At 70.2% G+C, this 14,174-nt stretch carries 14 protein-coding genes; 1 reads left to right on the forward strand and 13 read right to left on the reverse strand.

All coding sequences use genetic code 11. From position 1 onward, the window contains the following. Nucleotides 1-77 precede the first annotated feature (77 nt). The 10 genes from ACRWK7_RS07620 to ACRWK7_RS07665 all read right to left on the reverse strand — a co-directional run bounded on the left by ACRWK7_RS07620 (nucleotide 78) and on the right by ACRWK7_RS07665 (nucleotide 11,159). Complete coding sequence (locus ACRWK7_RS07620; RefSeq protein ID WP_431855605.1) at nucleotides 78-536, reverse strand: PIN domain-containing protein; 459 nt, start codon at nucleotides 534-536, stop codon at nucleotides 78-80. 3 nt (nucleotides 537-539) lie between these two features. Then, nucleotides 540-782 (reverse strand): type II toxin-antitoxin system Phd/YefM family antitoxin, encoded by a 243-nt coding sequence (locus ACRWK7_RS07625; RefSeq protein ID WP_431855606.1) that lies wholly within the window; start codon nucleotides 780-782, stop codon nucleotides 540-542. Between the two features lie 77 nt (nucleotides 783-859). Continuing rightward, nucleotides 860-2,578: a methyl-accepting chemotaxis protein gene (locus ACRWK7_RS07630; protein ID WP_431855607.1), complete on the reverse strand. Its 1,719-nt coding sequence runs from the start codon at nucleotides 2,576-2,578 to the stop codon at nucleotides 860-862. Nucleotides 2,579-2,781: 203 nt separating this feature from the next. Beyond that, nucleotides 2,782-3,507, reverse strand: coding sequence for an ABC transporter ATP-binding protein (locus tag ACRWK7_RS07635; protein ID WP_431855608.1), 726 nt, complete (start codon nucleotides 3,505-3,507; stop codon nucleotides 2,782-2,784). Then, nucleotides 3,504-4,475, reverse strand: coding sequence for a branched-chain amino acid ABC transporter permease (locus ACRWK7_RS07640; protein WP_431855609.1), 972 nt, complete (start codon nucleotides 4,473-4,475; stop codon nucleotides 3,504-3,506). The genes ACRWK7_RS07635 and ACRWK7_RS07640 overlap by 4 nt, the downstream gene beginning before the upstream one ends. Beyond that, the gene (locus ACRWK7_RS07645) at nucleotides 4,475-5,344 is read right to left on the reverse strand and encodes a branched-chain amino acid ABC transporter permease (RefSeq protein WP_431855610.1); all 870 of its coding nucleotides are present in this window, start codon (nucleotides 5,342-5,344) and stop codon (nucleotides 4,475-4,477) included. The genes ACRWK7_RS07640 and ACRWK7_RS07645 overlap by 1 nt, the downstream gene beginning before the upstream one ends. A gap of 31 nt (nucleotides 5,345-5,375) precedes the next feature. Then, nucleotides 5,376-5,543, reverse strand: a complete 168-nt coding sequence (locus ACRWK7_RS07650; RefSeq protein WP_431855611.1) for a hypothetical protein — start codon at nucleotides 5,541-5,543, stop codon at nucleotides 5,376-5,378. A 228-nt stretch (nucleotides 5,544-5,771) separates the two neighbouring features. Further along, nucleotides 5,772-7,019: an ABC transporter substrate-binding protein gene (locus tag ACRWK7_RS07655; protein ID WP_431855612.1), complete on the reverse strand. Its 1,248-nt coding sequence runs from the start codon at nucleotides 7,017-7,019 to the stop codon at nucleotides 5,772-5,774. Nucleotides 7,020-7,190: 171 nt separating this feature from the next. Beyond that, nucleotides 7,191-8,969: an SLC13 family permease gene (locus ACRWK7_RS07660; protein ID WP_431855613.1), complete on the reverse strand. Its 1,779-nt coding sequence runs from the start codon at nucleotides 8,967-8,969 to the stop codon at nucleotides 7,191-7,193. 180 nt (nucleotides 8,970-9,149) lie between these two features. Then, on the reverse strand, nucleotides 9,150-11,159 hold the full coding sequence (locus ACRWK7_RS07665) for an AsmA family protein (protein WP_431855614.1): 2,010 nt from the start codon (nucleotides 11,157-11,159) through the stop codon (nucleotides 9,150-9,152). A 132-nt stretch (nucleotides 11,160-11,291) separates the two neighbouring features. Here ACRWK7_RS07665 and ACRWK7_RS07670 point away from each other — a divergent pair, with 132 nt between their 5' ends. Then, entirely contained in the window at nucleotides 11,292-11,672 is a 381-nt protein-coding gene (locus ACRWK7_RS07670) for a hypothetical protein (protein ID WP_431855615.1), read from the forward strand. Between the two features lie 46 nt (nucleotides 11,673-11,718). Here the strand turns inward: ACRWK7_RS07670 and ACRWK7_RS07675 are convergent, their stop codons facing one another. From ACRWK7_RS07675 to ACRWK7_RS07685, 3 genes are all read right to left on the reverse strand, one after another. Next, nucleotides 11,719-12,180, reverse strand: coding sequence for a bacteriohemerythrin (locus ACRWK7_RS07675; protein ID WP_431855616.1), 462 nt, complete (start codon nucleotides 12,178-12,180; stop codon nucleotides 11,719-11,721). Continuing rightward, complete coding sequence (locus ACRWK7_RS07680) at nucleotides 12,173-13,108, reverse strand: histone deacetylase family protein (RefSeq protein ID WP_431855617.1); 936 nt, start codon at nucleotides 13,106-13,108, stop codon at nucleotides 12,173-12,175. Before ACRWK7_RS07680 ends, ACRWK7_RS07675 begins: the two co-directional genes overlap by 8 nt. A 104-nt stretch (nucleotides 13,109-13,212) precedes the next feature. Continuing rightward, the gene (locus ACRWK7_RS07685) at nucleotides 13,213-14,130 is read right to left on the reverse strand and encodes a DMT family transporter (protein WP_431855618.1); all 918 of its coding nucleotides are present in this window, start codon (nucleotides 14,128-14,130) and stop codon (nucleotides 13,213-13,215) included. Between the last annotated feature and the right edge of the window lie 44 nt (nucleotides 14,131-14,174).

Below are 14,174 nucleotides of genomic sequence, written 5' to 3' on the forward strand. Positions count from 1 at the left end.
CCCCAGGGTGATTCTTCTTTCGGAAGGGGAGCTTACGACCGAACCGCACGGCGCGCCAGACGCCTGTCCTCAGCCGGCTATTCGCCGGTCAGCGCCTTGAGCAACGGGTGCGGCTCGGAAGAGAACGGATTGACGACGGTAAGCCCTCGCCACACAAAACCGTCCTGCATGTCTTCCGAGAGGAGAAGACGGCATCCGGCCTCGGCGGCTGCGGAGACGACGACCGCGTCCCAGATCGACAGCTTGTGGTCGGCAGCCAAGTCAATGGCCGCCATCATGACGGCAGCGGTCGTATCGGATTGCGGATACAGGTCGCACCACATCATGATCGCACGGCGCGCGTCGGCGACGGGTCGCTTCGCCTTGCCAACGAGCACCCGATACAGCTCTCCCAGGACCTGGGTCGGCAGAACGACGCCATCGGCGGGCAGTGCGTCAAGCAACCCATGCACCAGGACCGGCTTTTCGACGTCACCGGGAAGGAACGCGACGCCCTCCGCGTAGACAAGAATGTTCGTGTCGAGCGCGATCAGCACGGTTCACTCGTCGTACAGCTCGTCCCGATTCCAGCGATGGCCGATGACTTGCACCGGCAGCTCGCGCAGGCGGCTCATCAACGCACCCTTGGCCGCATCGACCAAGGCGCCGCTTCGCTTGGCGGGCACGATCCTGGCGACCGGCGTTCCGTGCGACGTCACCACATAGGAGTGCCCTTCCTTCACGTGCCGCAGGATTTGCGAGAAGTTCCGATTGGCGTCGGCAGCCGACACGGCCTCTTCCATCGCTCACTCCAGTGTGTAGTGAAATTACCTACATCAGGATGGTGAGGACCGCGCCGGCTGTCAACCAGGGACGCTTGCTACGCTGCCTTCACCGCGGACAGGAACAGCTCCACCTTCGACTTCAGCACGCCGGCTTGGCTGGACAGCGTGTCGGCAGCGCCGAGCACTTGGTGCGCGGCGGCGCCGGTGTCGGTGGCGGCGCGGTTGACGCCGACGATGTTGCTCGACACCTCCTGCGTGCCCTGCGCCGCCTGCTGGATGTTGCGGGCGATCTCCTGCGTCGCCGCCTGCTGCTCCTCGACCGCGGCGGCGATGGTGCCGGAGACGTCGCTGATCCGGCGGATCGTCTCCATGATGGCGCCGATCGACGACACCGCGCCCTGCGCCTCGCCCTGGATCGAGGTCACCTTGGCGGCGATCTCGTCGGTGGCGCGGGTGGTCTGGTCGGCCAGCGCCTTGACCTCCGCCGCCACCACGGCGAAGCCCTTGCCCATCTCGCCGGCGCGCGCCGCCTCGATGGTGGCGTTGAGCGCCAGCAGCCGGGTCTGCGCGGCGATCTGCATGATCAGGTCGATGACCTTGGCGATTTCCTCGGACGCCGTGGCAAGGCCGCGCATGGACTCGTCCGCCTGCCCGGCCTGCGCAACCGCCTCGCCGGCGATGGTCGCCGACTGCGCGACCTGCCGGCTGATCTCCAGCACGGAGGCGGCCAGCTCCTCGGTGGCGGTGGCGACGGTCTGCACGTTGGCCGAGGCCTGCTCCGACGCCACGGCGACGGCGGTCGACTGGCGGGTCGTCTGCTCGGCGTTGGCGGAGAGCTGGCCGGCGGTCGCCTGCATCTGCACGGCGGCGGAGGAGACCGAACCCAGCACCTCTCCGGAATCGCGGTCGAAGCGCCCGGTCAGCTCCTCGATGGCGCGGGCGCGGCGCTCACGCTCCGCCTGCCCGGCGCGTTCGCGTTCCGCGGCCTCCCGGGCGGCGACCATGCCGTCCTTGAAGACCAGCACCGCCTGCGCCATCACGCCCACCTCGTCGCGCCGGCCGACCGCCGGAATCTCGGTGGCGTAGTCGCCGCCGGCCAGCCGCTTCATCGCATCGGTCATCGCGGTCAGCGGCCGGACGATGGAGCGCCCGGTCACCAGCACCGCCGCGCCGGCGATCAGCAGCCCCAGCGCCAGCATCGCCGCCTGGATCACCATCAGCCGGTCGGCCGCCGCGGTCATGGCGCGGGCGTCCGCCTCCAGCAGCGTGCGCTGGCGGTCGCTGATGCCATCGACGGCCTGACCCGACGCGTCCTTGCCGCCGTCCAGCAGCAGCTTCAGCTTGGCTGCGCGGGGCAACGCCTCTTCGGACAGGATCCTGACCGAACGCTCGCGGTCCCCGGCCAGGGCCGCCGCCTCGGCGGCGTCCTGCACCCGGTGCAGTTCGTCCAGCAGGGGCTTGGCCTCGGCCCAGGCGCGCTTGTTGGGCTCGCTGGTCCAGCCGGAGGACAGCTGGTCCATCTCGGCGCGCAGACGGTCCACCTCGGCCCAGGCCTCGACACGCTCGGCGCGCAACGCCGGGGCGCCGGTCAGCAGGAAGCCGCGCATCGCGGCCAACGAGCCGGTGAGGTTCGCGTGGATGCCGGTGCTGGCCAGCGCCGTGGGCATGCGCATGTCGGCGATCCGGGCGGCCATCGTCTTGCCGCCGCTGGCCATCACCAGGGCCGCGCCGACGTTGACCACCAGAAGCGCGATCACCGCGGCGAAGCCGATCATCAGGCGTCGGCCGATCTTCAGGTTGTTGTACCACGTCATAACCATTCCCCCATCGCAGTGCCCGCCGTGTTTGGTCTTATTGCCTTCGGCGTAGGCTCAGGATGGGTGGGGATCTCTTAACAGAGTGTTTCGATAGGGTATCGAGCCGACGCCTTTCTGGCGTCATTTTGAGCAAAAAAGCGCGTTTTCGCATAAGATGTGTGCATCTTGCGCCCGACCTGAGGCCGCGTGCGATACCGCCCCTACAGGCTTTCCGCGCCCAGATAGGACTCGATCACCCGCGGGTCGGCAGTGACCTCGGCCGGGGTCCCCTCGGCGATCTTCTCGCCGTGGTCGAGGACGACCACGTGGTCGGACAGCGCCATCACCGCCCGCATCACGTGCTCGATCATCAGGATGGTCAGGCCCTCGCGGCGGTTGAGGTCGCGCAGCACCTCGACCATGCGGTCGACCTCGGTGGGCCGCAACCCGGCCAGCACCTCGTCGAGCAGCAGCAGCGTCGGCCTGGTCGCCAGCGCCCGCGCCACCTCCAGCCGCTTGCGGTCGGGCAGGGTCAGGCTGCGCGCCGGGCGGAACGACTGCTCGGCCAGCCCTAAGCGCTCCAGCACGCCGCGGGCGATACCCCGCGCGGTGTCGACCGAGGTCTCGCGGGCCAGCGCGCCGACCACCACGTTCTCCTCCACCGTCAGGTCGCCGAACGGCTTGACGATCTGGAAGGTGCGGCCGATGCCGGCGGCGCAGATCCGGTGCGGCTTCAGGCCGGTGATCGGCCTTCCGTCCAGGCGGACGCTGCCCTCGTTGGGCGGGAAGACGCCGGCGATCAGGTTGAAGGTGGTGGTCTTTCCCGCCCCGTTCGGCCCGATCAGCGCGACGATGCTTCCCTTGGGCACCGCGAAGCCGACGTTCGACACCGCGCGCAGGCCGCGGAAACGCTTCGTCAGGCCCTCGACCTCCAGGAGCGCGGTCATTGCGGCCCCCGCACCAGCTTGAGGCGGCGCGACAGCCACGGCCACACGCCCTCCGGCCGGAAGACGATGATGAGCACCAGCGCCGCGCCGTAGAACAGCTGCTTCAGGCCCGGCAGGTCGATACCCAGCGCGCCGATGGCGCCGGTCAGCGCCTCGCCCAGCGGCGTCAGGATGAAGGCGCCGAGGATCGGCCCGAACAGCGTGCCGATGCCGCCGACGATGGCCGGCAGGATGATCTCGATGGAGCGGCCCATGGAGAACACCTGCTCCGGGAACAGGTTGTTGAAGTAGAAGGCCTGGAACACCCCGCCCAGCGCGGTCAGCGCCGCCGACACCACCACCGCCTTGATGCGGGCGCGGAACAGGTCGACGCCCACCGCCTCGGCGGCTTCCGCGTCCTCGCGGACCGCCAGCCACTGGTAGCCCAGGCGCGAGTGCAGCAGCACCTTGGCCAGCGCGAAAGCCATCAGCACCAGCGCCAGGATGACGTAGTAGAACAGCACCGGCGAGCCGCGCAGGTTCAGCGGGTCGCTGCCGCCCACCGGCAGGAACAGCCCGCCCGAGCCGCCCAGCCAGCCGATGTGGTCGAAGCCGATGCGCGCCACCTCGGCGAAGGCGATGGTCAGCAGCGCGAAATGCACGCCGCGCACGCCGAAGCGGAAGCCGAGGAAACCGATGAACGCCCCCGCCGCCGCCGCCAGCGCCACGCCGGCGAACAGCCCCAGCCACGGCCCGATCCCGAAATGCACGAACAGCGCGGCGCTGGCGTACGCGCCCAGGCCCACATACAGCGCGTGCCCGAGCGACAGCAGGCCGGAGAAGCCCATCATCACGTTCCACGCCTGCCCGACATAGGCGAACCACAGCACCGTGGTCAGCACCGACAGCACGTAGCTGTCCGCCACCAGCGGGGCCGCCAGCAGCGCCGCCAGCAGCAGTCCGGCAAGCGCCATCGCCCGCGCCGTCATCACGAGCGCCTCCCCAGCAGGCCCTGCGGCCGCAGCAGCAGCACGACGATCAGCACGACGTAGCTGAACAGCGCCTTCAGCGACGGCATCAGCAGGAAGCCGGCCAGCGCCTCCGACACGCCGATCAGCACGCCGCCCAGCAGCGCGCCGGGCAGGCTGCCCAGGCCGCCGACGATGACGATGATGAAGGACAGCAGCGTGTATTCCGGCGCCAGCTGCGGCCGCGCCTCGACCACCAGGGTCAGCAGCGCGCCGGCGATGCCCACCACCGCGGCGCCGATGCCGAAGGTCAGCGCGTACAGCCCGTCGAGGTTCAGACCGACGACGCGCGCCCCCAGCGGGTTGTCGGCGCAGGCGCGGATGGCCTTGCCGGTGCGGCTGAAGCGGAAGAAGGCGAACAGCACCGCCGCCACCGCGATGGCGCCGAGGCCGGCGTAGGTGCGGGTGGCGTCCTGGTGGAACGGCCCGATCTCGAAAACGTCGAAGACGTACGGCACCATGACGCCGCGCGAATCCGGCCCGAACACCATCAGCAGCAGGTTCAGCACGATGGTGGCGATGCCCAGCAGCAGGATGAACTGCATGTGCTCCGGCCGCTCGACGAACTTGTTCACCAGCCCGCGCTGCAGCGCCCAGCCGAAGACGAACAGCACCGCCGCGACCAGCGGCGCCGAGAGGATGGGGTCGAGCCCGAACGCGCCGAACAGCAGCACGGCGCCGTACATGCCGGCGACCATCATCTCGCCGTGCGCGAAGTTGACGACGCGCACCACGCCGAAGATGACGGACAGCCCCAGCGCCGCCAGCCCGTACACCAAGCCGGTGAGCAGCCCCGAGGCCACGATGTTGAGGAGGAGGGCGAGAGTCATGGACCGCCGGACCGTGAATGCCGGTCTGCGGTTACCAGTCCTTCGCAGGGCAGGCAAGCGCCATCTTCACCGGCGCGGCAACGGGCTCGGGGTGCGGCTCGACGCCGGCGTACTCGAACCAGGGGTGCCGCGGCTTCGCCATCGGCGCGTCGTCTTCCGCCTCGACGCCCGCGTCGAGCCAGGGATCGTCCTCGAACATGATGGGTGGCCTGTGGTTCCGGTGAAGGTCTCAGGAACCAACGCGGGCGGGGGGCGGGTTATTCCAGCGCGATGGGAAAGTCCCGGCGCCGGGCCCCCACCCTAACCCTCCCCCACTGCGCGGGGGAGGGCTTTCAAGGCTGACGGCGGAGTTCCTCCCCCCGCGACGTGGGGGGAGGTTAGGAAGGGGGACCGTGGCCGGCGCTCATGCGACGCCGCATATCCCAGCTTACGTCCGCTTCGCCCAGCCCGGCATCGGGAACACCGGGTCCATCTCGGCGGACTCCTTGGGCAGCACCACCGTGGGCCGCTGGTTGCGGTTCTGCACGCAGGCCGAGGCGAGGTTGACGTTCTGCCCCTTGGCGTCGAAGGTGATCGCCGGGCCGACCATCATCTTCTCCTTCAGGTTGGTCTGCCGCAGCGCCTGCAGCATCGGCTCCGACGCGGCCGAGCCGGCGCGCTTGAAGGCGTCGGCGGCGACCAGGATGGCCTCCAGCGTGAAGGCGACGTTGAAGGCGTAGCCCTCGAAGCGGTCGTTCGGGTACTGCTTCTTGAAGGCGGCGGCGACGCGCTGCGTCAGGTCGGCCTTCGGGTCGTACCAGGGCAGGTTGGTGATGGCGTAGTCCACGTACTTGCCCAGCGCCTTGTAGGTCTGCTCGTCATAGAGGCCCGGCGAGCCGGGGGAGACGATGCCCATCGGCTCCCAGCGCTGCTTGACCATCTCCTTGACCATCATGATGGCGTCGGCGGCGCGGGTGGTGACGATGGCCAGTTCGGCGCCGGTCGCCTTGGCCTTGGTCACCTCGATGGACAGGTCCTGCGCCTTCGGGTCGTAGGCGATGGAATCGACGATCTGGAACGGCATGTCCAGCTTGGGGAACAGGGTGTCCAGCGCCTTCTTGTTGGCCATGCCGAAGGTGTCGTTGGCGTGCAGGAACACCGCGCTCTTCGGCGTCGCCCCGGTCGCCTTGAACAGGTCCTTCATCAGCGCCAGGCCGTTGCTGACCAGCATGGTCGAGGTCGGGAAGTTGCGGAACACCGTTTTGTAGCCCTGCTCGGTCAGGCCGTCGGCGGCGGCGATGTTCATCACCAGCGGGATGCCGCGCTGCTCGCAGACCTGGGCGGCGGCGGCGGTCTGGCCGCTGTCGAAGGCGCCGATGATGACGTTGGCGCCGTCGTTGATCAGCTTCTCGGTGCGCGAGCGCGCCACGTCCGGGCTCGATTCGGTGTCGGCCGACAGGATCTCCACCTTGTAGCCCAGGTCGGCCAGCACCGCCGGCGCGATGTCGGCGCCGCGCTGGCAGGCCTGCCCCGCCTGCGCCAGATGGCCGGAGCGCGGCAGCAGCACGCCGACCTTCAGCACCGCGCCCTGGGCGAACACCGGCGCCTTGCCGAAGGCGGTGAGCGCACCGGCGGCGACGGCGGCTTGGCCGAGCTGGCGGCGGGTGAGGCCGATGCGGGGGAATCGGGTGGTCATGAGCGCGTCTCCCTGGGGGGCTTTTCTGTGGGTGGCGTCCGTTCCGATCCGCGCCCGTTCTCGTCGTCATCCCCGAAGGCGGGGATGACGGTTGAGAAAGGCGCCGGCCGGCACGGAGAACCAATTCGGGTCCCAAGGATTTCCCGATACGGGCGGCGTGTCAAAGCCTTATCACCGCGCCGTCAGCGGCCACACCACGGCGATGGCCGCGGTCCCCAGCACGATGATCAGCAGCGACAGCGGCGCCCCCAGCCGCGAGTAGTCGCGGAAGCGGTAGCCGCCCGGCCCCATCACCAGCGTGTTGCACTGGTGCCCGATGGGCGTGAGGAAGTCGCAGCCCGCCCCCACCGCCACCGCCATCAGGAACGGATCCGGCCGCAGCCCCAGATGCTCGGCCAGACTGGCGGCGATGGGGGCCATCACCAGCACGGTGGCGGCGTTGTTGAGGAACGGCGTGATCGCCATCGCCGCCACCAGCATCATGCCCAGCGCGCCCACCGGCGGCAGCCCCTGCGCGGCGTCGGAGAGCCATCCGGCGATCAGGTCGGTGCCGCCGGTCGTGCGCAGCGCCTCGCTGACCGGGATGAGGGAACCCAGCAGCACCAGGATCGGCCACTCGATGGCGTCGTAGGCCTCCTTCAGGCTCAGCACGCGGAACAGCGCCATGGCCACCGCCGCGCCGAAGAAGGCCGGCGCCACCGGTGCCGTGCCGGTCGCCACCAGGCCCACGGTCACCGCCAGGATCAGCACGGCGAGGCGCTGCTTCTGCGGCCGGCCCAGCGCCAGGTCGCGCTCGGCCAGCGGCAGGCAGCCCAGCGTGCCCAGCGTCTCCGGCACCTCCACCGCGCGCATCTGCAGGGCGACGAGGTCGCCGAACCGGAAGCGGACGCGGCGCAGCCGCTGGCGGATCGGCCGGCCGCGCCGGCTCAGCGCCAGCAGGTTGACGCCGTAGCGCTCGCGCAGGCAGACGTCCTCGACCGTCTGGCCGATCAGCATGGAGCGCTGGGAGACCACCGCCTCGACCAGCCGCAGCTCGTCGGCGCTCTCCACGCCTTCCAGCTCCCGCTCGGCCACCAGCTCCAGCCCGGCGATCTGCACGATGCGGGCGAGCGCCTGGGTGTCGCACTCCAGCACCAGGATGTCGTCGGCGTACAGCTCCCAGTGGCCGGAGGGGACGTAGCGGCGGTGGCCCTCGCGGATGATGGCGGCGATGGTCACGTCGCCCTCGCCCGCCTCCTCCAGCTCGGCCACGGTGCGGCCGGCGAAGGCGGATCCGGGCGGCAGCCGCGCCTCCGTAGTGAAATCGTCGATGGAGAAGGCGGCCTGCGACGCCGCCCCGCCCTTGTGCCCCGGCAGCAGCCGCCAGCCGAAGGCGAGGAACGCCAGCCCGGCCAGGGAGATGGTCAGGCCGACCGGCGTGAAGTCGAACATGCCGAACGGCTCGCCCAGGATCTCCGCGCGCATGCGCGAGACGATGATGTTGGGCGAGGTGCCGACCAGCGTCATCAGCCCGCCCAGCAGCGAGCCGAACGCCATCGGCATCAACAGCCACGACAGCGGCGTGCCGGTGCGCTGCGCCATCTGCACGGCGATCGGCAGGAAGATCGCCAGCGCGCCGATGTTCTTGACGATGGCCGACAGCAGGGTCACCGCCCCGGTCAGGATCACCACCTGGGCCACGGTGGTCCGCATGTGCCGGGCGAGCGGCCGCATCGCCGTCTCCACCACGCCGGAGCGGCTGATCCCGGCGCTGACCACCAGCGCCGAGCCGACGATGATGACGATGTCGTCGGCGAAGCCGGTGAACGCGTCCTTGGCCGGCACGATGCCGACCATCATGGCGGTCAGCAGCGCCAGCAGCCCGACGAGGTCGTAGCGCACCTTGTCCCAGATCAGCAGCACGATGACCGCGCCGATGATCGCGAAGGCGAGAAGCATGGGAGAGATCATGAAGCGTCCGGAACCTGCGTCAGGGGCGAGACGCTCCCACACCGTCATCCCCGCGAAAGCGGGGATCCAGTGCGAGCGTCCGCGAGCCACACGAATCTTGTCGCCGCTGCCGCGGCTCACGCTGGATCCCCGCTTTCGCGGGGATGACGGAAAAGAGCCTGATGATCGGGCAGCCCCCCATCACCGCCCGCTGCCCTGCGGCGGCTTGTCCCGTTTCCCGCCGGAGCTGCCGGTGCCGACGCCGGACTTGCCGGACGGCGTCTTGGCATCCTGCACCAGCTGGCCGCAGTGCGCCTGCTCGCCGGTGCCGGTGTCGGCCAGCGCCAGCACGCTGGCCAGCGGCGTCAGCAGCGCGCCCAGCGCCACCGCCGCCGCCCCGCGCGCCACGCTCTCGGTCGCGTCGACGCCGATGTTCGGATCGCCCAGCGTGCCGCGCACCAGCACCGGCACATGGGTGGCGAAGATCTGCGGCTTCTTGGACCGGCCGAGGATGCGCAGGTCCAGCGCCTCGGTCTTCAGGTTGATGCCGCCGCCGCCGGTGACCAGCGTCTCCGGCGTGTCGAGCACCAGGGCGTTGGCGGTGGCGAGCCCGTTCTTCAGGTCCATGTCGACGACGAAGCAGTTGAACGGCAGCGGCTGGCTGCCCGACAGCGCCACGCCCAGCGTCTCCAGGATGTTGGTCTTCAGCCCCTTGACCGCCAGGCTGGTGATCCGCCCGCCGTCCACCGCCAGCCCCAGCTTGCCGTCGGCGCCGGCCAGGATGTCGGCCGGGCTCGGTCCCTTGCCCGCCAGCTCGATGCGGCCGGTCAGCGTGCCGCCCATGTCCTTGGCGAACTGCGTCTGGCGGAACATCTCGGCCAGCTTGACCCGACGGACCTCCAGGTTGGTCTTCAGCGCCGGCGTCTTGCGGTCGCGGCTGTCGAGCATCGCGATGCCCGCCACCTGCCCGCCGCCGATGCCGAGCTTCAGCGGTTCCACCGTCAGCCGGCCGTTGTCGAGCGCGATCTTGGCGTCCAGATCCTCCAGCGCGGCGAACGGCGCCTCGACCCGGCCGCCGCGGAAACGCACGTCCATGTCGGCGGAGCGCAGCATGTCCAGGTTGATCTCGGTGGCCGGAAGGATGCGGCCGGGCCCCTTGGTCGGGTAGTCCTCCTTGCCCTTCGGCGAGCCGCCGACGAAGCCGGCGAGGTCCAGCGCCGCCAGCCGCTTCGAGGTCAGGTCGCCGGTGATGCGCGGCCGCTCACCGCCGAGGTCGATCGCCACCTTGCCGTTGAGGTCGCTCTCCCCCACCCGCCCCTGCATGCCGGAGAAGGTCCACACCTCGCCCTGGTGTCCCAAATGTCCGGACAGGCTGTAGGGCCGCGTCTTCGGCACCGGCACGCCGAAGATCGGGAAGATCTCGGCGAGGTCGTCGCCGCGCAGCTCGATGGAGAGGTCCTCGCCCTCCAGCTTGATCGGGTCCTTGACCGAGCCCTCGACCTTCCCCCTGGTCTTGCCGACCGCCGCCTCGATCAGCACCGGATAGGGCCGGGTATCGTCGCGTAGGAAGCGCAGGCCGCCGCCCTTCACCAGCATGGTGAACCCCTTGCCGGCGAAGTTGCCCTTGCCGTCGAGCCTCACCTCCTGGTCGCCGTTGCCGCCGGTGGCGGTGGCGATGGTGGTGTTGACGTCGATCTGCCGGCCGGGGTCGCGGTAGCGCACGCGGCCGCCGTCGATCTCCATGGCCTCGATGATCGGGATCTCGTGGCGGTTGTCGGGCTTCACCGTCTCCTTGGCCGCGGCCTTGCGCGGGTCGGAGCCGAAGGTCCAGTTGTTCTCGCCCTCCTTGTTCTTCTCCATGTCGAGCTTGGGCTCGGTCAACAGCAGCTTCGGCACCTCGATGTTGCCGCGCAGCAGCGGCCACAGCCGCACCTCGGCGTCGAGCACCTTCAGCTCGGCGAAGGTCTTCTCCGCGGCCCACTCGACGTTGGCGACGCGCAGCCCCTCGACGTGGATGCGGATGGGGTCGCCGATCTTGACCGAGAAGGTGCCGTCGATGGCCACCTCGCGGCCCAGCGCCTTGGTCGCCTGGCGGGCGACGAAGCCGCGCGCGTCGTTCCAGTCGAACACCGCCAGCGCGATCCCCGCCCCCACCGCCACCAGGGCCACCAGCCCCAACAGGCCGATGCCGATCCACTTCAACACGGCCATCGCCGCACCCTCGCTCAGCGCTTTCCCTGGGGGAATCAACGGCGAAGGCGGCGGTGCGTGTCAGGCTACCCCCAAAGGACGTAGAGTGACCGGCGGCGGTGACGCTGTTGCCGTAGCGAGGAGGTCCGCTCCATGGCGAAGGGGTATGTCGGCTGGGCTCTGGCGAAGGCGGACCGCGCGGCGCTGCTGGCGCGCTTCCCGCCCGCCTATGCCACCGTGGCGGCGGAGCACGTGACGCACACCTTCCCCGCCGGCCCGGACTTCCCGTTGCCGGCCGAGACGGTGGGGCGCGTGGTCGGCGTCGCCGACGACGGCCAGGGCGTGCAGGCGCTGGTGGTGGAGATCAACGGCGGCACGGCACGGCCGGACGGCTCGACCTTCCACGCCACGTGGTCGCTCGGCCCCGGCCGCGCGGCGCGGGAATCCAACGACGTGATCGCGGCGCTGGGCTGGACGCCGGTGGACCCGGCGCCGCTGCGGCTGGAGCCGCGCTACTTCCCGCCGCGGCGGTGAGGCCAAAAAGCCCCTCCCCCTCAAGGGGGGAGGGGCTTCGAGTGTCTCAGTACCGCCGCCCGTTCGACCGCTCCCAGAGCTGCTTGCTCTCGGGGTGCGGGTTCTCCAGGAACGGCACGTACTTGCGGTCCTCGCCCAGGATGTGGCTGACCAGCCAGTCGTTGAGCAGCGTGCGCAGCTTCTCCGCCTCCGGCACGCGGCCGTGCTCGACGTCGGACTTCAGCGCGAAGACCACGTCGTACATGCGGTCGTGCAGGTCCTTGTGCGCGCGCCAGTCCGGGTAGCCGGCGGCGCGCATCTGCTGCTCCTCCTCGCTGAAGTGGACCAGCACGAACTCTTCCAGCGTCGCCAGGACGTTCTTGATCTCGTCGTCCTTGCCGGTCTGGCCGATCAGCGGGCCCAGCCGGTTCAGGCAGTCGATGATCATCCTGTGGTGACCGTCCAGCGTGTCCGATCCGACGGACATGCCCGCGGTCCATTCAACGGCCTGCATTCTTCCCTCACGCATCCATCAGCGCCCGGACGTGCGACGCCACGCACGCCGCCAGCGCGCGCGTGTCATAGCCGCCTTCCAGAACCGACACCAGCCGCCGCTGGCAGCATTCCGCTGCGACATCGAGAAGCTGGCGCGTCACCCAGTCGAAATCCGCCACCTGCAGGCGCAGGTGCGCCATGGGGTCGGCGGCGTGACCGTCGAAGCCGGCCGAGACGATCACCAGCTCCGGCCGGAAGTCGCGCAGCTTCGGCAGGATGAGGTCGGAGTACGCCCAGCGGAAATCGTCCGACCCGGTGCCGGCCGGCAGCGGAACGTTGACCACCACGCAGCCGCCCTCCGGCCCGGTCTCGGCCATGGTGCCGGTGTAGGGGTAGGCGTCCTGCTGGTGGGTCGAGGCGTAGAAGGTGCCCGGCTCGTTCCACAGCACGTCCTGCGTGCCGTTGCCGTGGTGGACGTCGAAATCGACCACCGCCACGCGCTCCAGCCCGTGCACCTTGCGCGCGTACAGCGCGCCGATGGCGGCGTTGGAGAACAGGCAGAAGCCCTCCACCGTCTCCCGGCCGGCGTGGTGCCCCGGCGGCCGCACCGCGCAGAAAGCGTTGCGGCTGCGCCCGCCCAGCACCTCGTCGATGGCGGCGATGACGGCACCAACGGAGCGCAGCGCCGCCTCGCCCGAGCCCGGCGAGGCCACCGTGTCGGAATCGAACTCGTGCCAGCCCTCGGCCGGGATCGCGCCCAGGACGCGGGCGACGTGCGCCGCGCTGTGGCCGAGGCGGAGCTGCTCCTCGGTGGCGCGCGGGGCCTCGTCGCGCGACAGATAGAAGAAGTCCTCGTGCTCCAGGATGCGGGTGATCGCCGTCAGGCGGTCGGCGCACTCCGGATGCAGGTCGCCGGTGTCGTGATCGAGGCAGGCCGGATGGCTCAACAGCAGTGTGGTCATGTCCCCCCGGACGCGGTCGGTATTTTCCGTAACCACACCACGGACAACCGGCGCGCGTCATCCACCAATTGGAGACGCGCGTGCGGCGGGAGGTCGCGCCCGCGTCACTCCGCCGGACCGAGGCCGCTGCCCGCCTCGGCGGCGGGGCCGCGCTTCAGGGTCTGCTCGCGATGGAAAACGAACAGGCCGCTGCCGATGATCAGCGTGGCGCCGAGCGCCACCCGCAGGCTCGGCGCCGTGCCCCACACCATGAGGTCGAGCACCACCGCCCAGACGATGGAGACGTACTGGAACGGCACCACCACGGCGGCCGGGCTGAGCTGCAGCGAGCGGTTCATCGCCGCGTGCCCGCCCAGCGCCACGACGCCCAGCGCCCCCAGCAGCGCAAAGTCCAGCAGCCCCGGCGGCGTCCACACCGCGGGCAGGGTCGCGGCGCCGACCAGGCCGGTGCCGAAGGTCTGGAAGCTGACCAGCGTCAGGTTGCCGTCGTCGCGCAGCAGGCGGGTGGTGATCATGCCCAGCGAGAAGATGGTCGCCCCGGCCAGCGCCGCCAGCGACGGGACGGGATCGAAGGCGCCGGTCGGGTTCAGCACCAGCACCACGCCGGCGAAGCCGACCAGCACCGCCACCCAGCGCCGCCAGCCGACCCTCTCGCCGAGCAGCGGCACGGAGAGCGCGGTGACGATGAGCGGGGCCGCCATGTAGATGGTCATCACGTCGGCCAGCGGCAGCGAGCGCACCGACCAGTAGAACACCGCCACCTCGCCCGTGACGCAGGCGACGCGCACGAGGTGGAGCGGCAGGCGCTTCACCGCGAAGACGGCCTTGAGGCCGGCACGCGCGATCATCGGGGCGAGCAGGATCGCGCCGAACAGGCTGCGGATCGCCAGCAGCATGCCCACCGCGTAGTCCGCCACCAGCCACTTGCCGAGCGCGTCGTTGAAGGTGAACAGCGACATGCCCAGCAGCATCATCAGGATGCCGGAGCGGGTATCGACGGCGGGGGCGGTGGTGGCGGTCATGGGCGGGGCGTCGATTCAGCAAGAAAGAACGTCATCCCCGCGAA

It is taken from the genome of Azospirillum sp., assembly GCF_050789165.1.